Below are 26,000 nucleotides of genomic sequence, written 5' to 3'. Positions count from 1 at the left end.
CGACCTTGTCAACGCGCCAGAGCGGAGCCCATCCCCGCCTTGGTCAAGTCGGGTTGGCAAGGTCGCGCAGCTTTTGCACCGCTTCCGGATCTTCGACCCGGCGCTCTATGATCGACAACGCCTTGGCGCGCGTGTCTTTCGCGCCGCTGGCCAGGTCTGGCCACTCGCTCTGGCTCAGGTTGGTCAAGGCCCGGAGAATGGCTGCCATCACGTCGAACCTGTCGCCGCCATCAGCCATGATCGCTGCATAGGCATCGCCGATCAGGTCATCGGCGGACACGGTCCCCATGATGATATGGTCATAGTGGATTTCAGTGTCCTGGGCGTCATCCATCATCTGGTCGCCAAGCGTCCATAGAATGCGTTCGGTTCGGTGGATGACATCGACAACCGTACCGGGGTCGTTCACACCGGACGACAGCGCGCGCGACGCGATCTCGGACATGATGACGAGGCCGAAGCGGGCATCCTGTTCAACGGTGCGGTCGTCACCGAGGGTGAAATTTTCCAGAAGGGTCTCCGGATCGCTGTCACCCTCTACATAAGCCAGAGGCGTGTTCTTGAGCACCCAGCTGGCGGGTGGGGTTGCAATCCAGAGCGTTGCGCCGGATTGCGCCAGATGATCGTTGAGGCCGGCCAGCGAGATATGTTGCACAAATCCGGTCCGGGGCGAGCGAAGGGCTGTGCTGTCTTGCGGGGCCATGCGACTGTTGGAGGCGGCATGCGCCCCGTGGTTGGGCATTTTGGCTAGCCGCTCCAGCGGCGGCTTGGCCGCGTTTTCGACCATGGACAGCGTGTAATGCAGGCTGCCCAGTTGGCTCAGATGGGCGATCCAGCGAAGGATGGCGACCACGATAAGCACGATGCAGATCATCGTCAGTCCAAAAATGATGACCGCGGCAGACTCGCTGTAAAAGCCGGCGCGGAACATCACGATAGACATGAGCGAAAACAGGAAGGCCCCGACGAAGACGGACAAGACGTTGAGCGTAGTCATATCCTGCATCAGGAGCTGGTAGACCCGCGGCGTGGCCTCGCCTGCGGCAGAGCGGAAGGCCTGGACCATGTTGCCGAGGGAAAACGTGGTAACCGCGAGCATCGAGGACGCCAGGATGTTCAAGATCGGCAGCACCGCGTCGCGCGAGAAGCGGTCGACCAATGCTTGCGGGATCAGGCCGTCTACCAGCGGGGCCATGAGCGCCACCAGCAGCGCTGCTGCGCCAAAAGACGAAATGCGGATGCCGGGCCGCCGCCAGAGCCGCGCGATCCAAAGCCAGATTTTATCGCGCATGATCCCGAGGTCCTTGTGACAAGATGACGGCAGCGGCGTCGGGGTTACCGGGGCGGTTCACGGACGCTTGCCAGTAGGTCGTCGACAATCCGGCGTTCCTTTTCGGTCAGGATCTGGGCGCGGGGATAGACCGGATCGGCGCGGTCATTGTAAAGTGGAGTGCCCCATCCATCGGTCGTTGCCAAAAACCGGGCCGCGCCATCCTTGCCGAATTCCTGCAGGAAACCCTGCAGAACAGTGTCGACATAGCTGAGCAGGATCGGATGGTCCGAGTCGGCAGGCTCGGACTGATCGGGAGAGATTGCATAGATCGAGATGTCCCGCACATCCGGGGCGTCATGCGTCACCTGATCGGTCACGGCGATTCGATCGTAGGAAAACTCGCGGGCGTCCAGCGCCGCCCAATCTTCGTTCGGCACCGGCGCGATCACACCGTCGATCGTCGCACAAGGGTCGGGGATCACAGACAGGAATGCGGCGGGGCGATTGGGCGCGCGATGCCATACGCGCCTCCAGCCCGAAATCACGCAGCGATGGACCGGCGTGAAGCCATGCGTCGCACGGTTGACCAGCGATCCGTAGCCAAAAAAGTGGGGATTTGTCACAGGCCACCTATTCTGAACCAGTTGATGTATATCAAAGACAGCTTTGCACGAACCGGTAGGTTTGGCCAACCGATCTGGGGGAAAGCTGCCTTGCGTGTCACCAAACGAACCAACATCGCGATGCGTGTCCTCATGTTCTGCGCCGCGAATTCCGGGCGTCTCGTGACGAAGTCGGAAATCGCCGAGCGCTGCAATGCTTCGGAAAACCATCTGGCCCAGGTCATCAACCATCTGGCCCAGCTCGGGTATCTGCGAACTCAACGTGGCCGGAATGGCGGGCTGTCGCTGGGCAGACCACCCGAGCAGATCAATATCGGGGATGTGTTTCGCGTGCTTGAAGCCCCTGTGCCGCTGGCCGAATGTTTTGCCGATGTGGACAACACGTGCCCCCTGACAGAGGCGTGCCGCCTGCGCACCGCGCTGACCGACGCGGTCGAGGCGTTCTATTCTTCGCTTGATCCGATCACTCTGGATGCGCTGATTTGCCAGAACCATGATCTGCTGCGGCTCCTGAACCCCGAGGGCGGCTGTGCCACGAAGAACGAGGCATTGGCGCTTTGACCTCTTGAGACGGGGTCGAAAACCCGTTACGACAGAGTCATCCATGATGGGAGAACCGGTTCAACCGGTGCCGAAGGAGCAACCGCCCCGGAAACTCTCAGGCAGACGGACCGTCATGGGGATGAACTCTGGAGAGTTCCCGGTCGAAAACCGGGACGCCGAAGGGATAACGATCTCAGGCGAAAGGACAGAGGGGGCATAGGACAACCGCGCCTGACGCGCGGTGTGGAATATGCCGGCTGCCGCTGACCAAAGCATCCGGTTCCGATAGGAAGGGATGCCCGTGTGAGCGATCTGGAACGCACACCGCTATACAACCTGCATGTCTCGCTCGGTGCCAAGATGGTGCCGTTCGCGGGGTACGAAATGCCTGTGCAATACCCGATTGGCGTGATGAAAGAACACCTGCAGTGCCGCGCCGCGGCCGGGCTGTTCGACGTGAGCCATATGGGGCAGGTGATCCTGCGCGCCGACGATCCCGAGGTCGCGAAGCGCGGATTGGAACGGTTGATCCCGCAGGATGTGGCGGGGCTGGCCGAGGGGCGCCAACGCTACGGTTTCTTTACAAACGATGAGGGCGGCATCGAAGATGATCTCATGTTTGCCAATCGGGGCGATCATCTTTTCCTCGTGGTGAATGCGGCATGCAAGCAGAACGATGTAGCTCGAATGCGGGCCGCCCTCGAGCCGGAAGTGACGGTCAAGCTGTTGGAAAACCGCGCGCTTCTGGCGCTGCAGGGGCCTGAGGCCGAAAAGGTTCTGGCCGCGCATCACCCAGACGTGGCCGCGCTGCGATTCATGGACGTGGCAACCGTTGCGCTGGCGGGCGCGGAATGCTGGGTGTCACGCTCAGGCTATACCGGAGAGGACGGATATGAAATATCCGTGCCCGTGGCGGCGGCCACGGAGGTGGCACAAGCGCTGCTGTCGCACCCTGCGGTGGAGCCGATTGGCCTTGGCGCGCGCGATTCGCTGCGCCTTGAGGCGGGGCTTTGTCTTTACGGGCATGACATCGACACCGGCACATCGCCGGTCGAAGCTGCGTTCACCTGGGCGATCCAAAAGGTGCGCCGTACAGGCGGTGACCGGGCGGGCGGATTTCCCGGTGCCGACCGCATCCTGTCCGAGATCACCGACGGCGCGCCGCGCCGCAGGGTTGGCTTGCGCCCTGAAGGCCGGGCGCCGATGCGCGAAGGAACGCCGCTGTTTTCCAGCGAGTCGAGCGCCGCACCGGTGGGCCTTGTCACATCGGGTGGCTTTGGCCCCAGCGTGGGGGCACCGGTTGCAATGGGCTACGTCGCGGCGGAATTTGCCGGGGTAGACACCGTGCTTTACGGCGAGCTGCGTGGCAAGCGACTGCCGGTTCGTGTTGCGTCTCTGCCGTTCGTCGCGGCAGGCTTCAAACGATAATCTGACCAAGAGGGATCACATGAAATTCACCGAAGAACATGAATGGCTGCGGGTCGAGGGCGACGAGGTGGTCGTGGGCATCACCACACACGCGGCGGAGCAACTGGGCGACGTGGTATTCGTCGAACTGCCTGACGAAGGCGCGACAGTCAGCAAGGATGACGAGATCGTGGTAATCGAATCGGTCAAGGCGGCGTCGGATATCCTGGCCCCCCTGGACGGCGAAATCACCGAGTTGAACGAAGTACTCGTGGAAGAACCGAGCAAGGTGAACGAGGATCCCGAAGGCGAGGCTTGGTTCTTCAAGATGAAGATCGAGGACATGTCGGCGCTGGACGACATGATGGATGAGGCCGCCTACAAGAAATACATTGGATGAGGCCCGATCCGCACTGCGGCAACCCTTCCTTGAGAAGGGTTTAGGGCCGAACGGGCAATCGGCCAAAGACCCGCGATGTGATCAGCGTCGCCGGGCATATTTGAAAAGACAAGAAGCAGCGGGCGGTACGCCGGTCCCGACAGCAAGGAGAGCGACATGGGTTACGATGCCATAGACTATCTTCCGTATGATTTTGCCAATCGGCGGCATATCGGACCGTCTCCGGTGGAGATGGCCGAAATGCTGTCCACCGTGGGGGTCTCCAAGCTTGATGACCTGATCTCCCAGACAGTACCGGAGAACATCCGGCAAGAGACGTCGCTCGACTTCGGTAAGGCCCTGTCCGAACGCGAGCTGTTGCATCACATGCGCGAGGTGGCGCAGAGCAACGAGGTTCTGACCTCCCTGATCGGGATGGGCTATCACGGAACGGTCACTCCGCCCGCGATTCAGCGCAACATTTTTGAAAACCCGGCTTGGTACACGGCCTATACGCCGTATCAGCCCGAGATTTCGCAGGGGCGGCTCGAAGCGCTCTTGAATTACCAGACCATGGTGAGTGACCTGACCGGCCTGGAGATCGCCAACGCGTCGCTTCTGGACGAGGCGACGGCCTGCGCAGAGGCGATGACGATGGCGCAGCGGGTGGCGAAGTCTAAGGCCACTGCTTTTTTCGTCGATGAAAATTGTCATCCGCAGAACATCTCGGTGATGAAGACCCGCGCGGCACCGTTGGGGATCGAGGTGATTGTCGGCGATGTGGCCGACATGGACCCGGACTCGGTGTTCGGAGCGATCTTCCAGTATCCCGGCACCTATGGGCACTTGCGGGATTTCACCGACGATATCGCACGGCTGCATGGCGCGAAGGCCATCGCGGTGATGTCCGCCGATCCGATGGCGCTGTGTTTGCTCAAGGAGCCGGGCGCGATGGGGGCCGACATTGCCGTTGGCTCGACCCAGCGCTTTGGCGTGCCTCTTGGGTATGGCGGCCCGCATGCCGCCTACATGGCCAGCAAGGACGCGTACAAGCGTGCGATGCCGGGACGGATCGTCGGGATTTCCATCGACAGCCATGGGAACAAGGCTTACCGGCTTGCTCTTCAAACCCGCGAGCAACACATCCGCCGCGAAAAGGCGACATCGAATGTTTGTACCGCGCAGGCACTCTTGGCGGTGATGGCGGGATTCTACGCGGTGTTCCATGGACCCAAGGGTCTGCGAGCCATCGCGCAGCGCATTCATCGCAAGACCGTGCGGATGGCCAAAGGACTCGAGGCGGCCGGGTTCAAAGTGGAGCCGGAGGCGTATTTCGACACGATCACCGTGGATGTCGGTTTGTTGCAACGCGGGGTGTTGCAGGCGGCGGTGCGCGAGGGGCTGAACCTGCGTCCGGTGGGCAAGACCAAGGTTGGCATCACGCTTGACGAGACATCGCGCCCGGCGACAATCGAGGCGGTGTGGCGGGCCTTCGGGCTGTTGCGCAAGGACGATGACCTGGCGCCGGAGTATCACCTCCCGGAGGCCTTGATCCGCCGCACGGCGTATCTTGAGCATGACGTGTTCCACATGAACCGGGCCGAGACCGAAATGATGCGCTACATGCGGCGGCTTGCGGACCGTGATCTGGCGCTGGACCGGGCGATGATCCCATTGGGGTCCTGCACGATGAAGCTCAATTCGGCGGCCGAGATGATGCCGGTAAGCTGGCGCGAGTTCGCGGATATTCACCCCTATGTGCCCGACGATCAGGTGCGCGGGTATCACGACATGATCGCCGATCTGAATGCCAAGCTTTGCAAGATCACCGGATATGACGCGATCTCCATGCAACCGAACTCGGGCGCGCAGGGCGAATACGCGGGGCTGCTGTCCATTGCCGGGTATCACAGCGCGAACGGGCAGGGCCATCGGAACATCTGCCTGATCCCGGTGAACGCGCATGGGACGAACCCGGCCTCGGCGCAGATGGTGGGCTGGACGGTGGTCGCAGTGAAATGTGATGACAACGGATCCATCGACCTCGACGATTTCCGCGCCAAGGCCGAGCAGTATTCGGACAGTCTGGCCGGCACGATGATCACCTACCCGTCGACCCATGGGGTGTTCGAGGGGACCGTGAAAGAGGTGTGCCAGATCACGCATGATCATGGCGGGCAAGTCTACATCGACGGGGCCAACTTGAATGCCATGGTCGGCCTCTCGCGGCCGGGCGATCTGGGCGGGGATGTCACCCACCTGAACCTCCACAAGACGTTCTGCATCCCGCATGGCGGCGGGGGGCCCGGCATGGGGCCGATCGGTGTGAAGGCGCATCTGGTTCCGCATCTGCCGTCCGATCCTCTGGACGGAGAGGGGGCGGTCAGCGCGACACGGTTCGGCTCGCCGTCGCTTTTGCCGATTTCCTGGGCCTATTGCCTGATGATGGGCGGCGAGGGTCTGACCCAGGCAACGCGGGTGGCCATCCTGAATGCAAATTATATCGCAACGCGGCTCGAAGGGGCCTTTGACGTGCTCTATCGCGGCGAAAACAGCCGGGTCGCGCATGAGTGTATCCTTGATGTGCGGCCGTTCGAGAAATCCGCCGGGGTCACTGTCGAGGATATCGCAAAGCGTTTGATGGATGCCGGGTTTCACGCGCCGACGATGAGCTGGCCGGTGGCGGGCACCTTGATGGTCGAGCCGACGGAAAGCGAGACGAAGGCGGAACTGGATCGGTTCTGCGATGCGATGCTGGCGATCCGGGCCGAGATCCGCGCCGTGGAGGAAGGGGAATTCGATCGAGATGTGAACCCGCTCAAGCTGGCGCCGCATACGATGGAGGACCTCGTGAAGGAGTGGGACCGGCCCTACAGCCGTGAGCAGGGATGCTTCCCACCGGGGGCGTTCCGGGTGGACAAATACTGGCCGCCGGTCAATCGGGTGGACAATGTCTATGGCGACAGGAACCTTGTCTGTACCTGTCCGCCAATGGAGGATTATGCGGAAGCGGCGGAATAGCGTCTCACGCGTGGGACGCTGAACCGGTCTTTTGATTTCAATGGCTTGCCGGGGCAGTTTTACCTTTTGTTAGGGTTTGATCCCTAACAAACGCGCCCCGGCGGCGCCGATCGACGGTCGGGATCAACAGGTCCGGACCCTTTGGATGCCGATCTCTCCGCCGTGCCCGACAGAAAGGAAACTTTCGAATTTTGCACGGCTATTGAAACCAATTGCCCGGCGCTACGTTCCTATCGTATGGAACAGATCATTCGCACAATCAAAATTCTGACGAACACCCTCGGCGGCGGGCGGGCCGGCGCCGAGCAAGCGGCCATTCCGGTTGAGACCGTGTCGAAGTATCGCGGCAATCTTGCGCTTGGGCGGGACCGGTCGCAGCATCGGCGGTACACCGCGCATTTCGAAGACCTGCAAAATTGAACCCTCCAATTCTTGTCATGGGGGCAACCTCTGGTATCGGGCGCTGCGCAATGGACGAAGCGGTCCAGCGCGGGCACCCCGTGCGGGCCTTCGGACGCAGCGCGGATCGTCTTGACCCTTCGGACCTGGTCGAGCCCTTCGTGGGCGACGCGACGTCCGCCGACGATGTTGCGCGCGCATTGATCGGCGTCCGCGCCGTGATATACGCGCTTGGCATCCGGGAACGGCTGGCCATGCTGTGGCAAGAGGAAACCTTGTTTTCCGAAACCACCTCCGTCCTGATACAGGAAATGCGCAAGGCAGACGTGTCGCGTCTGGTTGCCGTGACCGGATTCGGGGCTGGACGCAGCAAGTCCGCCATGAGCTGGGTCGAAAAGACGGGACATCGAGCCGTTCTGGGCAAGCCGTATGCTGACAAGGATCGGCAGGAAGCGCTGATCGAAGCGTCGGATTTGGCTTGGACCATCGTGCGCCCCGTGATCCTGACGAAAGGGGCGAAGTCCACGACATACCGTGTTCTGCGAGAGCCGGATGAGTGGCGCAACGGCCTGATTTCGCGGTCCAGCGTCGCGCATTACCTGGTTGATGCGATTGAGCGGGACCTGGATGTGCGCAGCGATGTTGTCCTGGCGCGCTAGGGGCTGGACCGGTTCAATCCGCCAGTTTGCTTCGGCAGATCGCGTGGCTGACAAGACGCGGTGACCAGGGGGCGGCTGTCATGCGGCGGCCCCTGTTGCCGGCGCGCCTTGCGGATGCCGCGCCTGCCACGGGCGCGCGTTGCAAAACCTGCTTGGTGATGCGCGGGTATGGGCCGAAGGCCGAGAATGATCTGCGCTTGCGGGTTTACGCTTTCGGATCGTTGTCCAGAAGAAAGGACATCGCGTCGCGGACGCGGCCCCAGGTGGAGGCGTCTGCTGCGCATAACAGATAGCCGGTGCGCATCTGCGCGCGGTAGTCCGATCCGTCGAGGCACGCGACATGGCCCCCTGCGCGTTGCACGATGAGCGCGCCGGCGGCGTGATCCCACGGGCTGAGGCTTGAGCAAAGCATGAAGTCGACATTGCCTTGCGCCACCATCCGAAATTCCTGCGCCGCGCAGCGCAGCATGTAGAGCCGCTGGAACCGTGTCATCAGGTTGGCCATGTCCGGGCGATGCTCTTCCGGCAGGTTGTAGAATGACACGAAGCCGCTGAGATCCTCGATGGGGCCGCCGTCGGAGACGGAAACGGCACGCGCCGGGCGACGCGGAGCCAGGGCACGTGCGGTGCTTGCCTCGTCGGCGATCATGACTTCATCCGTGATGGGGTCGTAGATCAGCCCGAAGACCGGAACGCCGAAGCGTGTCATGGCTAGGATGACACCGAAGGTTGCCAGCCCGTTGGCGAAATTCCATGTGCCATCCACCGGGTCGATGGCAAACCCCATTTCCGCCTCTGCCAGCTCGGCGATCTTTTCTTCGGTCATGCTTTCTTCGCCAACGATCAACGCGTTGGGAAACATGCTCAGAAGGCCGCGCGTGATCATCTTTTCGGCCTGTTTGTCGGCTGCGGTGACCACGTCCATCGGCCCGCTTTTGCGGTCGATCTCGCCCTGACCGAGGGTGCGGAAGCGCGGCAGTATTTCCGCCCGCGAGGTGCGGCGCACGAGGTTGATGATCTGGGTGCGCTGGGCCTTGGTCAGGGGCGCGGGGATCGACATGGGCAGGTGGCTCTCGGACATGAAACGACTCGTTATTGCGGCGGCTGCCATGGGAATGCCAAGGGAACGGCTTGGGGGCAAGCCTTTACTCGGTGTTCCTGGTTGCGCGCGTCTCGCTGTCAGTCTGTTACTCGCGCGCGCGCAGGACTTGCGCGGGGCGTGCGGCCAAGGGGCGCCATGCGAAGGCGAGCCCGGCCAGCAGCGTGGCCAGCACGCCGCCCACCACGATTGCAAGGGCCGAGGGCCAGACCACGGCAAAGCTGCTGTCCATGATGAAGGTCATCACGGCCCAGCTTCCCGTTATGCCGGCTGCCAGCGCCACGATCCCGGCCGCACCGCCCAGGATGGCCGACCGCAGCGCGAAGCTTCGCAGGATGCGGGTGCGGCTGGCCCCGAGGGTCTTGAGCACGGCGGCCTCGTAGGTTCGGGCACTTTCCCCGGCGGCGGCCGCGCCGATCAGGACCAGGAAACCGGTCAGCAGGGTTGCGGCGGCACCCCAGCGGACCGCGGCGCCTATGCCTTCGAGAAGGATGCCGACACGGTCGATGGCATCGCGCACGCTGATCGCGGTGATGTTGGGAAAGGTATTGGCCAGGTCACGCAGGATGCGTGCCTCGTCTTCTTGGGGGGCATAGACCGTGGAAATGAAGGTATGCGGCGCGCCTTGCAGTGCATTGGGTGTGAGCGTCATCACGAAGCCCATGCCCGCAGTGGAGAAATCCACGTCGCGGAAGCTGGTTATGGTTGCAGTGATATCGCGGCCAAGGATGTTGACGGTGAGCGTATCGCCAAGCGAGAGACCCATTTCCTCGGCCTCCTCGATTGCGAAGCTGACCTCGGGCGGGCCGTCATGGTCGGGGTCCCACCACTCTCCCGCGACCACGCGGGTGGTGTCGCCCGGTTGGTCCGCATAGGTCAGGCCGCGGTCGCCGGTGACAACCCAGTGATCGCCGGCGACCTCGCTGGCCGGGCGGCCATTGATCTGGCTCAGGACACCGCGCAGCATCGGGGCGGTGTCGATCCGGTCGACGGCGGGATCGTCCCGCAGGATCTGGCGGAAGCGGTCGATCTGGTCGGGCTGGATGTCGACAAAGAAATAGGCCGGGGCGACCTCGGGAAGGTCGCGGTCGATCGCGGTGCGCAGATTGCCGTCGATCTGTCCGATGGCGGCAAGGACAGACAGGCCAAGGCCCAGCGACAGGACGACCGGGGCGGCAGCGTCGCTTGGACCGCCGATGGAGGCGAGCGCCCATCGCCAGGCCGGGTGGCCGCGCGTGGCCTTTGCGCTGCGCTTGGCGATCCAGCGGATCGCGATGGCGGCCAGGATCAGGATGGCAAGCGCGCCGATCAGGCCACCGGCGGTCCACAGGGTAAGGAACGGGCTGCCGGAAAAGACGGCCGCGACGCCAACGAGACCTGCCAGCAGGATCAGCGTGGCGATGACGTACCGTGCGGCGGGCAGGACGCTGGCGCTGTCGAGCGCATCGCGGAAAAGCATCGCGGGGCGGATGTCCTCGGTCCGGGCGAGCGGCCAGAGGGTGAAGACCAGCGCGGTGAGAATGCCGTAGAGCGCGGCTTCGATCAGCGGCGCGGGGTGGATTGTGAAGATCGCCGGCACCGGGAGCGCGGCGCCGATCAGCGGACCGAAGAGGATCGGCACAAGCGCGCCAAGGCAGAGGCCGATGACGATACCCAGCAGGCTGAGCGCGCCGATCTGAAGAAAGTAGGTCTGGAAGATCGTGGCCCGCGTGGCCCCGAGCGTGCGCAATGTCGCGATGACGCTTGTCTTGCCGGCAAGATACGCGCGCACCGCCGCCGACACGCCGATGCCGCCCACGGCAAGGCCCGAGAGCCCCACGAGGATCAGGAAGGCGCCGAGGCGGTCGACGAACTGCGCCACGCCGGGTGCGCCATTGCGGGCATCGCGCCAGCGCAGGCCGCTGCTGGGAAAGGCGTTTTCGGTCTGCTCCTCAAGCGTTTGCAGGTCGCTGCCGGGGGGCAGGAGGAGGCGGTACTCGGTCTCGAACAGGGTGCCGGCTGCGAGAAGGCCCGCGTCCTGCAGCGCCTCGGTGGCGACCAGCGTGCGCGGGCCGAGAGAGAAGCCGGAGGCGGAGCTGTCGGGTTCGGTTTCGAGAATGGCTGAGAGGGTGAAATCCTGCGTACCCAGGCGGAATGTGTCGCCCGGCTCCAGGCCGAGCCTGTCGGCGAGGAGCGGTGCCATGACAGCGCCGGGCACGCCGTCTGGTCCGGCGAGAGCGTCGGCAAGGGGCATTGGCGGGTCGAGCACCACCTCGCCGGTGAGCGGGTAGGCGCTATCGACGGATTTCACCTGTGTCAGCGCGCGCTCGGCGTCGCCATCGGGGTCTCGGACGACCATGGAGCGGAAATCGGTGATCTCGGACAGGTCGGTGGAAATGGTTTCGAGGTAGGCGCGTTCATCGTCATTGGCAAAGCGATAGGTGAATTCGACCGAGGCATCGCCGCCCAGAAGGATCGACCCCTGCGCCTCCAGCCCGGACTGGATAGCAGAGCGGACGGACCCGACACCGGCAATCGCGGCGACGCCGAGCGCGAGGCAGGCCAGGAAGATGCGGAACCCCTTGAGACCCCCGCGCAATTCCCGGCGGGCAAAACGGACGGCAGTGGACAGCGCCATTATTCGGCCGCCTTCAGTGCATCATCCGAGATCCGGCCATCGGTCAACCGGACCACGCGGCTGCATTTCGCGGCCAGTTCGCGGCTGTGGGTGACAAGGATCAATGTTGCGCCATGGCGGTCACGCAGTCCAAAGAGCAGGTCGATGATCGCCTGACCGTTCACACCGTCGAGATTGCCGGTCGGCTCATCGGCGAGCAGAATTTCGGGCCGTGTGACGGAGGCACGGGCGAGCGCCACGCGCTGCTGTTCGCCGCCCGACATCTGGGCCGGGTAGTGATCGGCGCGCGGGGCGAGGCCGACCGCCTCAAGCTCTGCCGCGGCGCGGTCATATGCGTCTTTTTCACCCGCCAGTTCGAGCGGCGTGGCCACGTTTTCCAGCGCTGTCATGGTCGGGATCAGGTGAAAGGACTGAAAGACAACGCCCATGTGATCGCGGCGAAAGCGGGCCATGGCGTCTTCATCCATCGCGGTCAGATCCTGCCCCAGCGCCATGACGCTGCCGGAGGTTGCGTTTTCCAATCCGCCCATCACCATCAGCAAAGAGGATTTGCCCGACCCCGATGGGCCGATCAGGCCCAAGGTCTCGCCCTTGTGAACCGAAAGGGTGATCCCGTGCAGGATCTCGACCATTCCGGCATTGCCCCTGAGGCTGAGCATGACATCTTTCAGATCAAGGACAGGTTTGGTCATGGAGTCGGGAACTTTATCATGTTGCATTGGATCACATATGGGGCTTGGCGGGTGTTGAGCAAGGTGCGTGTCGCCGCGGCGTGCCTGTGCACAATGACCGCAGCGCAGGCAGACACCGTTGAAGTGATTGCCTTGGGAGACAGCCTGACGGCCGGATATGGCCTGATAGATGCGCAGGGTTTCGTGCCGAAGATGCGCGCGTACCTCGAATCGGCTGGGCTGGATGTGCGGCTCGTCAATGCCGGTGTGTCCGGCGACACGACAGCCGGTGGCCTGTCGCGCGTGGCGTGGTCGCTCAATCCGTCAACGGACGCGTTGATCGTGGCGCTTGGGGGAAATGACCTGCTGCGTGGGCTTGATCCGGAGAGGGCACGCGACAACCTGGAAGGTATCCTGGAGGTGGCGCAGGAGAACGCGTTGGAGGTCCTGATCGTCGGCATGGAAGCGCCGGGCAATTACGGACCCGACTACAAGGCCGAGTTCGACGCGATCTATCCGGAATTGGCCGAGGCCCATGACGCGCTGTATTTCCCCCGCTTCTTCGAGGGGCTTTATACGGATGGCGAAACGCCCGCTGACATTCGCCCCTTGATGCAGCCTGACGGGATCCATCCCAATGCCGAAGGGGTGGAGCGGATCGTTGAAGCGATGGGGCCGGCTGTGGTGGAGTTGGTGCAACGCGCGGCTGACTGACGCGTACAATTATTGACGGGCGACAGAGCCGCCCGCAAATCTGTCATGCATCCCGGAGGACCGGGATATCCGGCCATGTGCGACCCTTGATCTGGTCAGGCGAGGGCAATATTGACCGCAGCTTCGCGCCCGTCGCGCCCTGCTTCGAGGTCATATGTTACCTTCTGGTTGTCGGCGAGCCCGGTCAAACCTGACCGTTCTACCGCTGAAATATGGACGAATACGTCTTTTCCGCCGCTTTCCGGTGCAATAAATCCGTAGCCTTTGGTGGTGTTGAACCATTTGACGGTGCCAGTGGCCATCCGTTCTACTCCTGTCTGTCTTGTCTTCCGCCGGCAAGAAGGCGCGACGGGCGTGGTCGGTCAAAAGTGCTTGACTGAGCCGGAACGGAGCAGTGGTCGCATTTTGATAACTTCGCGGATTGAATCTTCGGGCGATTCCGGCAATGAAGCAAGAAAAAAGCCGCAGTGAAATTAACAAATGGCGGGCGCTTGCCTTCATTTCGATCAGCCCCACGTCTTGCGTTCACGGGGCGAAGCAAGACCCCGCGTGCCGAGAGGGAAAGTGACTATGTCCGGAATGGATGCGCGGGTTTCCGCAAAAGAAAAGAAGCAGATGCTGGAAGACCGCTATCAAGCCGCGCGCGCGGAGCTTGACCGCAGCCGTGAGATCGAGAACGGCCAGTCCGGGGCGTTGCTGTTTGCCGCGATGGCGTATGGGGATGCGCTTGAGCAGAACAATTTGTTCAAGCTGGCATCGCATTGGGCAAAACTGGTCTGCATTGCGGCGGTTTTCGTGATTCCGAACCTTTTGGTCTTGCGCGTCTTGCTGTAACGGCCGCGCGGCTCTTGGCCGTGCAGGCGGTTCAGGTGGTGCGTGTGTCGATCGCATGGGCCGCGCCAAGCGTGAGCGTGGCGAATCCCAGGCTTGTCGCTATGAACACGACCAGCGCGGTCGAGGCCAGCGCGCCGAGAAACAGCGCGATCGCGGCTGCGATCCAGCCCAGGATGCTCCCGGCGATGAGTGACACTGCGGCCATCGTGTTCCCCTTCATATCGATTGGGCATTCACCCGCTTGAGGTGGGCTTATTCGCAGGGGATCGTGCAAGGATTATGGCTGCATACGGGAAATACCGGGGCAGTCTGCCTGCCCCGGTGACGGGTCAGAGGACAGTCACGACAGTGCCGATTGGCACGCGGTCGTAGAGATCCCTCACATGGTCGTTGAGCATGCGGATGCATCCGTTTGACACGGATTGCCCGATCGAGCGCGGGGCCGTCGTGCCGTGGATGCGGAAGAAGGTGTCGCGCCCGTTCTGGAACAGGTAAAGCGCGCGCGCGCCCAGTGGATTGCCCGGTCCGCCGGGTTGGACATACTCGTTGTCCTTGAAGTCGGCATAGGTGTCCGGTTCGCGCGCGATCATCTCGTTCGTGGGGCGCCAGGTGGGCCATTCCTTCTTGACCGAGATTTCGGCTGTGCCGGTGAACTCAAGCCCGGCGCGGCCAACACCGACGCCATAGCGGCGCGCCACCCCTTGCTCGGTGACATGATAGAGAAAATGCGCGCGCGGCAGGATCAGGATGCGGCCCGGCGCAACATCGGTCTTGAGGCGCACGTTCTGGGGCATGTAGATCGGATCGATATTGACCGCTTGCGCCGTTGCGACATGCGGTGCCGCCAGGCCGGCGGCCGCAGCGGCGATGAAATGTCTTCGGGAAATCATGGGCAGCCCTGGTCCTTTCGGTCTGTGATCCGCGTTACGCGGCTGATCGGGAATTCTGCCGATGCTTATAGCCGGAACAAGTCTATTGATTGCCGGTCCAGCGTTTATAATGATGTATTTGCGGCATAAAGGACACAGTGCCGTGCCAAGGCGTGCCGCGGTCATGGGCAGGCCCGCGTCCCGTGACCGTGTGATCCGCGGCGCCGGGCGAGCAGGAAACCGGTCGCCAATTTTGCATGACGTGGGGTTCCCTCACTCAAGAAGGATCGAGCGAATGGGGTTCCGGGTCGCGACAGGACAAAGAAAAACCGCCCGGAGGCACGCGGCCTCCAGGCGGTTTTCAATCCGAAAATCGGTGTGGCTTATGCCAGCGCGAGGTTGATCGCGCTTTCGCGTCCGTCACGACCAGCTTCGATGTCGAAGTTCACTTTCTGGTCGTCGCTGAGGCCTGTGAGGCCCGAACGTTCAACGGCGGAGATGTGCACGAACACGTCCTTGGAGCCGCCATCGGGTGCGATAAAGCCGTAGCCTTTTGTGGTGTTAAACCATTTCACTGTGCCAGTGGCCATGTGAAGTATCCTTATGTTTTCCGTTGCCCGCGGAAGTGCGGCAACATGGCGAAGTCACGTCTGGATCGAAGACTGAGTGCCGGAATCGGAAAACGTCAGGGTCGAATAGAAGATCGTTAGCCATTTCTCTATGACAGATCGCTGTGAGTCTCACAAGACAAATCTTGGATGTCCTGTCGATCGGTGGTCGATTGCCGGGACGGGCGGCCCCAATCGGGGCCACGTCCGTTTGGCTTTACCGCGAGAACTTCTTGAACTTGACCCGCTTCGGCTCAACCGCGTCCGGGCCGAGGCGGCGTTTCTTGTCTTCCTCGTAATCTTCGAAATTGCCTTCGAACCATTCGACATGTGCATCGCCCTCGAAGGCGAGGATGTGGGTGCAGAGGCGATCGAGGAAGAATCGGTCGTGGCTGATGACCACCGCGCAGCCGGCAAAATCGTCGATGGCGTCCTCGAGGGCGCGGAGCGTTTCGACATCGAGATCGTTGGTCGGCTCGTCAAGCAGCAGCACGTTGCCGCCCTCCTTGAGCAGCCGCGCCATGTGCACCCGGTTGCGTTCGCCGCCTGACAGGAGGCCGACCTTCTTCTGCTGGTCGCCGCCCTTGAAATTGAAGGCCGAACAATAGGCGCGCGAGTTGACCTGCGCATCGCCCAGCTCGATGACCTCGGCCCCGCCGGTGACCGCCTCCCAGACGGTGTCGTCGGACGCAAGATCGTCGCGCGACTGGTCGACATAGGCAAGCTGCACCGTGTCGCCGTAGCTGACATCGCCGCCGTCGGGCTGTTCCTGGCCGGTGAGGATCTTGAACAACGTGGATTTGCCCGCGCCGTTGGGGCCGATGACACCGACAATGCCGCCGGGCGGCAGGCTGAAGGACAGGTCTTCGATCAGCAGCTTGTCGCCCATCGCCTTTTTCAGGCCCTCGACCTCGATCACCTTGGAGCCGAGGCGCGGGCCGTTCGGGATGATGATCTGCGCACGCCCGACCCGTTCGCGCTCGGACTGGTTCGCCATCTCGTTATAGGCCTGGATACGCGCCTTGGATTTCGCTTGCCGGGCCTTCTGACCCTGCCGCATCCAGTCCAGTTCGCGTTCCAGCGTTTTCTGCTTGGCCTTGTCCTCGCGGGCTTCCTGTTCCAGGCGCTTGGCCTTTTGTTCCAGCCAACTGGAATAGTTGCCCTCGTAGGGGATGCCGCGCCCGCGGTCCAATTCGAGGATCCAGCCGGTGATGTCGTCGAGGAAATAGCGGTCATGGGTGACGATCAGGATCGTGCCCTTGTATGCGACGAGGTGGTTTTGCAGCCACGCGATCGTTTCGGCATCAAGGTGGTTGGTCGGTTCGTCGAGCAGCAGCATGTCCGGCGCTTCGAGAAGCAATCTGCACAGCGCAACGCGGCGTTTTTCACCGCCCGACAGCGTTTCAACGTCGGCGTCATCCGGCGGACAGCGCAACGCCTCCATTGCCACGTCGATCTGACTGTCGAGATCCCACAGGTCATTGCTGTCGATCTCGTCCTGCAAGGCCGCCATTTCTTCGGCGGTCTCGTCGCTGTAGTTCATCGCAAGTTCATTGAAGCGGTCGAGCTTGGCTTTCTTCTCGGCCACCCCCAGCATGACGTTTTCGCGCACATTGAGCGACGGGTCGAGCTGTGGTTCCTGCGGCAGGTAGCCGACCTTGGCACCTTCTGCGGCCCAGGCTTCGCCGGAAAAGTCCGTGTCGAGCCCCGCGATGATCTTGAGCAGCGTGGACTTGCCCGCGCCGTTGACGCCCACGACGCCGATCTTGACCCCGGGAAGAAAGTTCAAATGAATGTTTTCGAACGTTTTCTTGCCACCCGGATAGGTCTTCGAGACCTCGCTCATGTGGTAGACATATTGGTAGGAGGCCATGATTGCGTTCCTTTGAATTTCGGTTTTGCCGAGGGATACACGCGCAGGCGCAGCCACGCAATCGCACGTGTTCGGGCTTTGTCTGGAATTGGCGGTTGGCGTGACGGCCACATGATGGTGGATCATGCGGCAGAACACGGGTCAGATCAGGGGGCAGGGCGCTACTTGCGTCTGACCTTGGGCACATTCGTTCGGCTCAGTTGATATTTTGCCTCCGGATGCGGGGGGTGCCCCTCGGTCTGGCTCCAGAAGCGCGGCCCGCCGAGCCGAAGCCAGGTCGGAATCGTCAGGGCCAATCCGACCACGAAGCCGCCGACATGCGCCCAATAGGCGACCCCACCTTCATCGGCGGCGCTGCCAAACCCGCCGAAGACCTGCATTCCGAACCAAACGGCAAGCATGATCCACGCCGGTATGGGAAAGACGCGGAAAATGATCACGATGATGATCAGGATGTCGACCTTTGCCTTTGGAAAGAGCAGCAGGTAGCCGCCCATCACACCGGCGATCGCGCCGGAGGCTCCGACGGTCGGAACCGGCGACAAGGGGGCTGCGATATAGTGCACGGCCCCGGCCCCCAGCCCGGCGGCGAGATAGAACAGCGCAAAGCCGAAATGGCCCATTTCGTCTTCAAGATTGTCGCCGAAGATGTAGAGAAACAGCATGTTGCCGATCAGGTGCATCCACCCGCCATGCAGGAACATCGAGGTGAAAAACCCACTCCAGCCGAGGCCTTCGGAGACCAGAGCCGGGATCAGCGCCCAGTCGAAATAAAAGCGCAGCATCTGCTGCTCGCTCTGCATCACCGGCCAATAGCTCAGGAAGATGCCGATATTCGCGACGATCAGCGCGTAGGTGACATAGGGCGTGCGGCCTGACGGGTTATGATCGCGGATCGGGAACATGCCGCGAGAGTTGTGTCAAAGCGGGGGCGCGTCAAGACGCGCCGCTGAGAAGTTGTGCGTTGCCGCCCGAGGCGGTCGTGTCGACGCAAACATGGCGTTCCCGGCAGACATGGCCGGTATCGGGCATCCCGGTGATTAACGGAAGGATCGGCCCGTCGCGGGTTGCAAGAGCCTGGCGCAGGCTGCGCGCGGTGCCGGTCTCCCCCCACCAGATCGCGCCGTGGTGCGGCAGATCGGTGAGCCAATCCGGTTCGATGTCGCCCTGCGCCGACACGGCCAAGCCGCCAAGCGCCGTGACGGCGTCGGCTTGCGCCTGCGCGGCGCGCTTTCCCGGCCCGAGACAGAGGATCGGGCCACGCGACAGGCAGGTGAGCACGTTGGATTCCCCGGTGGGGCCTGGCAGTGTGCGGGTGCTGACCGGCCGGTCGGAGCCGGCTTCTTGCAGCCCCTTGGCAAGGCGGTCTTTGGCGTCCGGCGTGCCCCAGGCGGCGCCCGTGTCAGTCGCGCGATGGGTGCGGAAGCGGGCAAGGTAGTTCGGGCCGCCCGCCTTGGGTCCGGTGCCCGAAAGCCCCTCGCCGCCGAAGGGTTGACTGCCGACGATGGCCCCGATCTGGTTGCGGTTGACATAGATGTTGCCGGCCTCGATCCTTCCCGAGACGTGCTGCACCCGATCGTCGATCCGGGTTTGCAAACCAAAGGTCAGCCCGTAGCCGGTGGCGTTGATCGTGTTGATGACCTTGTCGATGTTCCTGGCCTTGAAGGTGGCGATGTGCAGCACGGGGCCAAAGATTTCGCGCTCCATTTCTTCGATGCCGGTCACCTTGATCAAGGCCGGGGGCACGAAGGTGCCGCCGTCCGGCAAGGGCAGGCGGTGCAGCACCCGGCCTTCGGCGTCGGCCGCATCGATATAGGACAGGATGTCATCCCGCGCGTCGGCGTCGATCGCGGGACCGACATCGGTTCCGTAGGTCCATGGGTCGGCGATGACGAGCGCATCCATTGCACCGGTGAGCATGGTCGTAAAGGATTCGGCAACGTCTTCCTGCACATAAAGGCAGCGCAGGGCCGAACACCGCTGACCCGCGGATTGAAAGGCGGATTCGACAATGGCTTGGACCGCTTGTTCTGGCAGAGCGGTGCTGTCGACGATCATCGCGTTCAGTCCGCCGGTTTCGGCGATCAGGGGTGCGCCGGGATCGATGTGCTCGGCCATGCTGCGATGGATGATCTGCGCGGTCTCGGTCGAGCCTGTGAAGGCAACGCCCTTGATGTCCGGGTTGGCGCAGAGGGACGCACCGACATCGCCCGCGCCGGGAAGAAGTTGCAGGGCGGTGCGCGGCACACCGGCTTCATGCAGCAACTGGGTGGCGCGATGGCCGATCAGGGGTGTCTGTTCGGCAGGTTTGGCCAAAACGGCGTTGCCGGTTGCAAGAGCGGCCGCGATCTGGCCGGTGAAAATGGCGAGGGGAAAGTTCCATGGGCTGATACAGGCAAACACACCTTGTGGATCCGGCCCGTCGGCGCGCGCGGCGTAGTAGCGCAGGAAATCCACCGCTTCGCGCAGTTCGGCGATGGCATCGGGCAGGGATTTCCCGGCTTCCCGCGCCAGCAGGGCGAAAAGCTCTCCGTAATGCGCCTCATAGAGATCGGCGGCGCGATTCAGGATGTCGGCCCGGTCGCGGACCGGGGCAGACCACGGACGCGCGGCGGTGCAGGCCGCCTGAACTGTGTGGGGGGTGGCCCATGTGACAACGCCCACCCTGTCCCCGGCACGGGCCGGATTGCGCACCGGGTCGGTTGCGCCCGCGTCGGCCTGCGTCGCCAAGAGCGGCGCAGCCTGCCATTGCCCGGAGGCGAAGGGCGCGCGCGCGGCGACGATCGCGGCGCGGGTGGGCCGGTGGGTCAGATCCCAGCCGACAGAATTTGGGCGTTCGGGTTGGAACACCTCGGGCCCGGTGGGCAGGTCAGGCGTACCGGTTGCGTCAAACGGATCGGCGGCCACCTCGGAGGGAGGCACATCGGTATCGACGATCTGGTTCACGAACGAGGAATTCGCCCCGTTTTCCAGCAAGCGGCGGACAAGATAGGCCAGAAGATCGCGATGCGCCCCGACCGGGGCATAGATGCGGCACCGCGTGTTTTCGGTATCCTTGACGGTATCGTGCAGCGCGTCGCCCATGCCGTGCAGACGTTGGAATTCGAAAGAAGACCGATCTTCCGCCATGTGCAGAATCGCCGCCACGGTATGGGCGTTATGCGTGGCGAATTGCGGGTAGATGCGGTCGGTCATGCCAAGCAGTTTGCGGGCATTGGCGATATAGCTGATATCGGTGTGGTGCTTGGCCGTGAATACGGGAAATCCGGACAGACCCTCGACCTGCGCACGCTTGATTTCGGTGTCCCAATAGGCGCCTTTGACAAGGCGGACCATGATCCGCCGGTCGAGCCGTTCGGCAAGGCTGTGCAGCCAGTCGATGACAGGACCGGCGCGCTGGCCATAGGCCTGCACGACCACGCCAAAACCATCCCACCCCTTGAGCGTGGGGTCTGACAGCACGGTTTCGATCACGTCGAGCGAGATCGCGAGGCGGTCTGCCTCTTCGGCGTCGATGTTGAGACCGATATTGGCGGACCGGGCCAGTTGCGCCAGCGTGCGCAGGCGCGGCACGACCTCGTTCATCACGGTGTCGCGCTGGGCCTCTTCGTAGCGCGGGTGCAGCGCGGACAGCTTGACCGATATGCCTGGATTGTCACGGATGTCCTTGGACCTGGCCGCTCCGGCGATGGCGCTGATCGCGCGGGAATACGACAGGTGATAGCGGCGTGCATCGGTTTCGGTGCGCGCGGCTTCGCCCAGCATGTCGTAGGAATAGGAATATCCCTTGGCCTCCATCTTGCTGGCACGGGTCATCGCGGACTGAATGGTCTCTCCCAACACGAATTGCGCACCCATCTCGCGCATGGCGCGGCCGACGGCGCTGCGGATTACCGGCTCTCCAAGCCGCTTGATCGCGCCGCGCAAATGCCCGACCGGGCCGGGGTGTTCGTCGCGCAGCACCTTCCCGGTCAACATCAGCGCCCAGGTCGACGCGTTCACGAGCGGCGACGTGCTTTCGCCCAGGTGGCTGGCCCAGTTGGAGGGCGCGATCTTGTCCTCGATCAGCGCGTCGATGGTTGCCGCGTCGGGCACCCGTAAAAGCGCTTCGGCGAGGCACATGAGTGCGATGCCTTCTTCCGTCGACAACCCGTATTCGCTGAGGAAAACCTCCATCAGGCCGGGGCGCGCGTCCTCGCGAATGCCGGTGACCAGTTTCGTGGCGCGGTCGCGGATATGGGTCCGGTCGTCCTCGGACAGCTCGGCGGTGGCGCGGAGCTGATCGAGGACTGGCGCCTCGGCGGCGTAGGTGTTGTCGTCGATCAACTGGCGCAGGTTTGGACGGTCGTCACGAGGCATGGCGGTCTCCGGTCATTTTCAGTATGATATCGCGCAAATGACGGGTAGAGTTCCGGTTCAGGCGGAACTTGCCGCCTGATTGGACTGATTTTTGGCGAGAGAGCAGGCAAAATGGATATTTCCGATCTGGATCGATTCGACCGCGCTATCTTGCAAGAGATGGCGCGGGATGGCCGCGTGTCGATCACGGAATTGTCCCGGCGGATCGGTTTGTCCAAATCGCCGACGCAGGCGCGTCTGCGGCGGCTTGAGGATCTGGGCGCAATTCAAGGATATCGCGCGTTGCTCGATCCGATCCGGCTGGGGCTTGATCATATCGCCTTTGTCGAAGTCAAGATGACGGACACGCGCGAACTGGCCCTCGCCGCGTTCAACGAGGCCGTGGCGAAGATCCCCGAGATCGAACAGGCGCATCTGATTGCAGGGAATTTCGATTACCTGCTCAAGGTGCGCACCGCGAATATGCGAAACTATCGCCTGGTTCTGGCCGAGAAGATCTCGACCCTGCCGCATGTCGCGTCCACCTCGACCTATGTGGCGATGCAGGCGGTCAAGGAAGAAGCTTTTGGAAACGTGACTTGACGGAGCCGGGGCAAGATTGCGTTATGGCGGCATGAGATACCTGATCGCAGCAGTGGCGCTGTGCCTGGCGCAACAGGCCGTCGCAGATGGCTGCCCGGCCGCGCCGGATCATACCGACGAGCTTGATGAGCTTTACGTGGAGATTCAGCGCGCGCCGGACGATATGGTCGCCCGGGGGATTTCGGACCAGATGTGGGAGCTGTGGCTGGATGCCCCCGACGAGCCGTCGCAATCCATGCTGGACACCGCGCTTGCGGCGCTGCGCGTTGGCGATTACCTGCGCGCCCTGGACCGGCTTGATGCGCTTGTTTCCTACTGTCCGCTTTATGCGGAGGGCTATAACCAGCGCGCATTGCTGAATTTCCTCCGGGGTGACTATCCGGCGGCGTTGCCCGATCTCGATCAGGCGATTTCGCTGAACCCGCGCCACACCGGCGCGCTCACCGGCAAAGCATTGACCCTGATCGAACTGGGAGACGCGGACAAGGCCCAGGAGGTGCTGCGGCGCGCGGTGGCGCTGAACCCCTGGCTGAGCGAGCGGTTCCTGCTGACTGATCCGCCGGGAGAAAAACTGTAGAATCCCGAGCAGCCCGGGCGTGAAACCCGCAGACCGGTGATTGTTTTCGCGCGAAAGCCCGGCTAGGAATAATCGCGTGCGGGCGTGATGGAATGGTAGACATATCAGACTTAAAATCTGAAGGGGATTTCCCCGTGTGGGTTCGAGTCCCACCGCCCGCACCAGGAACGCCTGAAAATGCGGTATGCAATCGCTGTCAGGTTTTCTGATGTCCCAGGAGTATGGCATTTTTCAGGTCTTGGTCATATCCGCGAAGGACAAAGACCGTTGACCTGCCGGCGGCTCGGATCAAGGCGTGGTCGATCCGGGCGATATCGGTCAGACAGGCTGACCGACGGGATCAAGGAAAAAACCGGCCGCGGGGGCCGGTTTTCCAAAGCGGGAGCGATGTGGCGTCATAGCCCCCAGTTCGCCGCGGTGGTTTCGAAAAAGCCCTGCGCTTTTTTCAGCTCGATCCAGCTGTTCACGTAATTGATCCAGACCTGGTCGTCCTGCGGCAGGAGCATCGCGATAGGCGTCGGCGACCGCGGGCTGTCGGTTTCGATCTGGCGCAGGTTGGGGAATTTCGACAACAGGGTGGCGCCTTCGATGTTGGACGTGACGAACACGTCGGAGCGGCCAGACAGGACTTCCTGAAATCCGCGGGCGGGCGCTTCGACGACGTTGATGTCAGAGTCGGGGAACCAGCTACGGACCATGCCTTCGAAACTCGTGCCCAGGGTGGTGGCCACTTTCACATCGCCAGAATTGATGGATTCCCACCCGGAAAAGCGATCCAGCTTGTCATCGGTCGTGAAGGGCAGGATCTCGACCGAGATATAGCTGTCGGAGTAGCCTGCGGCCTTGAGCCGGGCCGGGCTGATCGAGGCGGAGCCGGTCATGTGGTAATTCCCGGCAACGACGCCGTTCACCAGCGTTTTCCAGTCGGTCGGGACAAATTCGAGCTCTACTCCGAGATCAGAGGCAAGCTCTGTCATCACGTCGACGTCGTAGCCCTTGAAGCTGTTGGTGGCAGGATCGCGCACCGACATGGGGTTCCAGTCGCCCGTTGTGCCCACCTTGAGCACGCCGCCGCTCAGGATATCCTGCAAGGCCGACTGCGCCGAGGCAGGGGCGGCGAGCAAGGATGCGGCAAAAGTTGCCGCCAGTCCGATTGATTTCAAAAAACGCATATTAGTTCCTTTTCGTGGATGACCTTTTGGGGCTAGATAGTGCGCACGCTCCGAATACCATCGTAACATGCTGATTTTTTGACGCGCACGCTATCTTGAGAGCACCAGGCAGCTTTGGAGTGGGACATGAGCGCGAACCGCGTCATTGAAATACGGTCATTGAACAAGTCTTTCGGCGATTTCCGGGCGCTGACGGGTGTCGATCTGGATGTGACCCTTGGCGAGCGGATCGTCATCTGCGGGCCATCCGGGTCCGGCAAGTCGACGCTGATCCGCTGCGTGAACGGTCTGGAAGACTATGATTCCGGGCATATCGAGGTCGATGGCATATCCCTGGCGGAGCGCGGAAGCGTGCAGCGCGTGCGCGCCGAGGTTGGCATGGTGTTCCAGCAATTCAACCTGTTCCCGCATCTGTCGGTGCTTGAGAACCTGACACTGGGTCCGATGAAGACGCGTGGGCTGTCGCGCAAGGATGCCGAAGCTTTGGCGATGGATTACCTCGGGCGCGTGCGCATTCCCGAACAGGCGCATAAACGCCCGCGCGATCTGTCCGGCGGTCAGCAGCAACGTGTCGCCATCGCGCGGTCATTGTGCATGAAGCCGAAGATCATGCTTTTCGACGAGCCCACGTCCGCGCTGGACCCCGAGATGATCTCGGAAGTGCTGGACGTCATGGTAGAGCTGGCCGAAGAGGGAATGACGATGCTTGTCGTGACCCACGAGATGGGGTTTGCCCGCAGGGTTGCCGACCGGATGGTGTTCATGGATGGCGGAGAGATTGTCGAGACGGGCGCGCCGTCGGCAGTGTTCGACGCGCCGAGATCGAAACGCTTCCGCGCGTTTCTGGACAAGATAATACATCACTAGGGCGTTATCGATGACAGGTTCACTCAGACGATGGGCGCTCTTGCCGGGTCTCTTGCTGCTTGCCGGGTGTAGCGGATCGGGCGGCACATGGGGTTGGTACGTCATCGATCCCGGCACACCGCAGGGCAGATCGAATGTGGAATTCCTGCTCGGCGGGTTCTGGGCGACGATCCAGTTGTCCCTGATCGCAGCGGGCCTGTCGATGCTGATCGGCCTGCTGGTGGCTTTGCCGGGCATGTCGGCGAACAGGTGGCTGCGGTTGCCGTCGCGGATCTATATCGAATTCGTTCGCGCGATTCCGCTGCTGCCGATGCTGTTCTGGGTATTTTACGGCTTGCCCGTGGTGATGCGATCGCTTGGTGTTCCGATCACGATCGATGCATTCTGGGGCGCGATCATCACCTTGGCGATTTCCGACAGCGCCTTCACCGCCGAAATCTACCGTGCCGGCATTCAATCGATCCCGAAAGGCCAGACAGAGGCGGCGCGGACCGTGGGCCTGAGTTACAGCCAGACGATGCGCTATGTCGTGCTGCCACAGGCGATCCGGCGCATCCTGCCGCCCCTGGCAAACCAGTTTATCTATATTGTCAAGATGTCGGCCTTTGCGTCGGTCATCGGGATGCAGGAGCTGACCCGCCGTGCCAATGAGCTGGTGGTCACGGAGTATCGACCGCTCGAGATTTATTCGCTGCTGATCCTGGAGTACCTGGTGCTGGTTCTGATCATCAGCTTTTTCGTGCGCTGGCTGGAGCGCAGGATGGGATCGGATGAAAGCCGCTGAGACCCCCGCAAATTCGGGGGACGGGAGGACGAAAGCGCTGAGCGCGCCGGGTGCCGCGATTGCGACCCGA

At 62.4% G+C, this 26,000-nt stretch carries 25 protein-coding genes, 1 tRNA gene and 1 riboswitch; of the genes, 13 read left to right on the top strand and 13 right to left on the bottom strand.

The window, feature by feature from the left end:
- Positions 1-43: 43 nt before the first annotated feature.
- Positions 44-1,291, bottom strand: a complete 1,248-nt coding sequence (locus LCF59_RS02195; protein ID WP_292285149.1) for a DUF2254 domain-containing protein — start codon at positions 1,289-1,291, stop codon at positions 44-46.
- 44 nt (positions 1,292-1,335) lie between these two features.
- The gene (locus LCF59_RS02190; protein WP_292285147.1) at positions 1,336-1,896 is read right to left on the bottom strand and encodes a gamma-glutamylcyclotransferase family protein; all 561 of its coding nucleotides are present in this window, start codon (positions 1,894-1,896) and stop codon (positions 1,336-1,338) included.
- 90 nt (positions 1,897-1,986) lie between these two features.
- Between LCF59_RS02190 and LCF59_RS02185 the strand changes: the two genes are divergently transcribed.
- The 6 genes from LCF59_RS02185 to LCF59_RS02160 all read left to right on the top strand — a co-directional run bounded on the left by LCF59_RS02185 (position 1,987) and on the right by LCF59_RS02160 (position 8,304).
- Positions 1,987-2,457: an Rrf2 family transcriptional regulator gene (locus LCF59_RS02185; protein WP_292285145.1), complete on the top strand. Its 471-nt coding sequence runs from the start codon at positions 1,987-1,989 to the stop codon at positions 2,455-2,457.
- A 37-nt stretch (positions 2,458-2,494) separates the two neighbouring features.
- Positions 2,495-2,580, top strand: a riboswitch (glycine riboswitch).
- 162 nt (positions 2,581-2,742) lie between these two features.
- Positions 2,743-3,867 carry a glycine cleavage system aminomethyltransferase GcvT gene (gene gcvT / locus LCF59_RS02180; protein WP_292285143.1) on the top strand — a complete coding sequence of 375 codons (1,125 nt, stop codon included), beginning with the start codon at positions 2,743-2,745 and terminating at the stop codon, positions 3,865-3,867.
- A 19-nt stretch (positions 3,868-3,886) separates the two neighbouring features.
- Entirely contained in the window at positions 3,887-4,246 is a 360-nt protein-coding gene (gene gcvH / locus LCF59_RS02175) for a glycine cleavage system protein GcvH (protein WP_292285142.1), read from the top strand.
- A gap of 156 nt (positions 4,247-4,402) precedes the next feature.
- Positions 4,403-7,246, top strand: coding sequence for an aminomethyl-transferring glycine dehydrogenase (gene gcvP / locus LCF59_RS02170; RefSeq protein ID WP_292285140.1), 2,844 nt, complete (start codon positions 4,403-4,405; stop codon positions 7,244-7,246).
- A gap of 141 nt (positions 7,247-7,387) precedes the next feature.
- The gene (locus LCF59_RS02165) at positions 7,388-7,666 is read left to right on the top strand and encodes a hypothetical protein (RefSeq protein ID WP_292285138.1); all 279 of its coding nucleotides are present in this window, start codon (positions 7,388-7,390) and stop codon (positions 7,664-7,666) included.
- Positions 7,663-8,304, top strand: coding sequence for an NAD(P)-dependent oxidoreductase (locus LCF59_RS02160; RefSeq protein ID WP_292285136.1), 642 nt, complete (start codon positions 7,663-7,665; stop codon positions 8,302-8,304). The genes LCF59_RS02165 and LCF59_RS02160 overlap by 4 nt, the downstream gene beginning before the upstream one ends.
- A 205-nt stretch (positions 8,305-8,509) precedes the next feature.
- On the opposite strand, the gene LCF59_RS02155 is transcribed toward LCF59_RS02160, so the two are convergent.
- From LCF59_RS02155 to LCF59_RS02145, 3 genes are all read right to left on the bottom strand, one after another.
- A complete protein-coding gene (locus LCF59_RS02155; protein WP_292285134.1) occupies positions 8,510-9,385 on the bottom strand; it encodes an inositol monophosphatase in 876 nt (291 codons plus the stop codon).
- Between the two features lie 106 nt (positions 9,386-9,491).
- On the bottom strand, positions 9,492-12,020 hold the full coding sequence (locus tag LCF59_RS02150) for an FtsX-like permease family protein (protein WP_292285132.1): 2,529 nt from the start codon (positions 12,018-12,020) through the stop codon (positions 9,492-9,494).
- Positions 12,020-12,712: an ABC transporter ATP-binding protein gene (locus LCF59_RS02145; protein ID WP_292285130.1), complete on the bottom strand. Its 693-nt coding sequence runs from the start codon at positions 12,710-12,712 to the stop codon at positions 12,020-12,022. The genes LCF59_RS02150 and LCF59_RS02145 overlap by 1 nt, the downstream gene beginning before the upstream one ends.
- A gap of 18 nt (positions 12,713-12,730) precedes the next feature.
- On the opposite strand from LCF59_RS02145, the gene LCF59_RS02140 reads away from it, so the two are divergent.
- Positions 12,731-13,405 carry an arylesterase gene (locus LCF59_RS02140; RefSeq protein WP_292285129.1) on the top strand — a complete coding sequence of 225 codons (675 nt, stop codon included), beginning with the start codon at positions 12,731-12,733 and terminating at the stop codon, positions 13,403-13,405.
- A 95-nt stretch (positions 13,406-13,500) separates the two neighbouring features.
- Here the strand turns inward: LCF59_RS02140 and LCF59_RS02135 are convergent, their stop codons facing one another.
- A complete protein-coding gene (locus LCF59_RS02135) occupies positions 13,501-13,707 on the bottom strand; it encodes a cold-shock protein (RefSeq protein ID WP_292285127.1) in 207 nt (68 codons plus the stop codon).
- A gap of 268 nt (positions 13,708-13,975) precedes the next feature.
- Between LCF59_RS02135 and LCF59_RS02130 the strand changes: the two genes are divergently transcribed.
- Positions 13,976-14,239 (top strand): hypothetical protein, encoded by a 264-nt coding sequence (locus tag LCF59_RS02130; protein WP_292285125.1) that lies wholly within the window; start codon positions 13,976-13,978, stop codon positions 14,237-14,239.
- Between the two features lie 31 nt (positions 14,240-14,270).
- On the opposite strand, the gene LCF59_RS02125 is transcribed toward LCF59_RS02130, so the two are convergent.
- The 6 genes from LCF59_RS02125 to putA form a co-directional block, all read right to left on the bottom strand.
- Positions 14,271-14,444: a hypothetical protein gene (locus LCF59_RS02125; RefSeq protein ID WP_292285123.1), complete on the bottom strand. Its 174-nt coding sequence runs from the start codon at positions 14,442-14,444 to the stop codon at positions 14,271-14,273.
- 124 nt (positions 14,445-14,568) lie between these two features.
- A complete protein-coding gene (locus LCF59_RS02120; protein WP_292285122.1) occupies positions 14,569-15,129 on the bottom strand; it encodes a L,D-transpeptidase in 561 nt (186 codons plus the stop codon).
- A gap of 362 nt (positions 15,130-15,491) precedes the next feature.
- Positions 15,492-15,698, bottom strand: coding sequence for a cold-shock protein (locus tag LCF59_RS02115; RefSeq protein WP_292285120.1), 207 nt, complete (start codon positions 15,696-15,698; stop codon positions 15,492-15,494).
- A gap of 235 nt (positions 15,699-15,933) precedes the next feature.
- Complete coding sequence (gene ettA / locus LCF59_RS02110) at positions 15,934-17,589, bottom strand: energy-dependent translational throttle protein EttA (RefSeq protein WP_292285118.1); 1,656 nt, start codon at positions 17,587-17,589, stop codon at positions 15,934-15,936.
- A gap of 161 nt (positions 17,590-17,750) precedes the next feature.
- The gene (locus LCF59_RS02105) at positions 17,751-18,494 is read right to left on the bottom strand and encodes a rhomboid family intramembrane serine protease (protein WP_292285116.1); all 744 of its coding nucleotides are present in this window, start codon (positions 18,492-18,494) and stop codon (positions 17,751-17,753) included.
- A gap of 31 nt (positions 18,495-18,525) precedes the next feature.
- Positions 18,526-21,948 (bottom strand): bifunctional proline dehydrogenase/L-glutamate gamma-semialdehyde dehydrogenase PutA, encoded by a 3,423-nt coding sequence (putA, locus tag LCF59_RS02100; RefSeq protein ID WP_292285115.1) that lies wholly within the window; start codon positions 21,946-21,948, stop codon positions 18,526-18,528.
- A 111-nt stretch (positions 21,949-22,059) separates the two neighbouring features.
- Here putA and LCF59_RS02095 point away from each other — a divergent pair, with 111 nt between their 5' ends.
- From LCF59_RS02095 to LCF59_RS02085, 3 genes are all read left to right on the top strand, one after another.
- Entirely contained in the window at positions 22,060-22,530 is a 471-nt protein-coding gene (locus LCF59_RS02095; protein WP_292285113.1) for an Lrp/AsnC ligand binding domain-containing protein, read from the top strand.
- 31 nt (positions 22,531-22,561) lie between these two features.
- On the top strand, positions 22,562-23,107 hold the full coding sequence (locus LCF59_RS02090; protein ID WP_292285111.1) for a tetratricopeptide repeat protein: 546 nt from the start codon (positions 22,562-22,564) through the stop codon (positions 23,105-23,107).
- A 78-nt stretch (positions 23,108-23,185) separates the two neighbouring features.
- Positions 23,186-23,271: transfer RNA gene (locus LCF59_RS02085), tRNA-Leu, on the top strand.
- Positions 23,272-23,502: 231 nt separating this feature from the next.
- Here LCF59_RS02085 and LCF59_RS02080 read toward each other — a convergent pair.
- The gene (locus LCF59_RS02080) at positions 23,503-24,279 is read right to left on the bottom strand and encodes a transporter substrate-binding domain-containing protein (RefSeq protein ID WP_292285109.1); all 777 of its coding nucleotides are present in this window, start codon (positions 24,277-24,279) and stop codon (positions 23,503-23,505) included.
- 126 nt (positions 24,280-24,405) lie between these two features.
- Between LCF59_RS02080 and LCF59_RS02075 the strand changes: the two genes are divergently transcribed.
- Positions 24,406-25,146, top strand: coding sequence for an amino acid ABC transporter ATP-binding protein (locus LCF59_RS02075; protein ID WP_292285107.1), 741 nt, complete (start codon positions 24,406-24,408; stop codon positions 25,144-25,146).
- Between the two features lie 10 nt (positions 25,147-25,156).
- The gene (locus tag LCF59_RS02070) at positions 25,157-25,930 is read left to right on the top strand and encodes an amino acid ABC transporter permease (RefSeq protein WP_292285105.1); all 774 of its coding nucleotides are present in this window, start codon (positions 25,157-25,159) and stop codon (positions 25,928-25,930) included.
- Positions 25,931-26,000: the final 70 nt, after the last annotated feature.

Source organism: Marivita sp. (assembly GCF_020055675.1).
Classification (GTDB): Bacteria; Pseudomonadota; Alphaproteobacteria; order Rhodobacterales; family Rhodobacteraceae; genus Marivita.
This window is presented reverse-complemented; position numbering and strand designations above follow the sequence as displayed.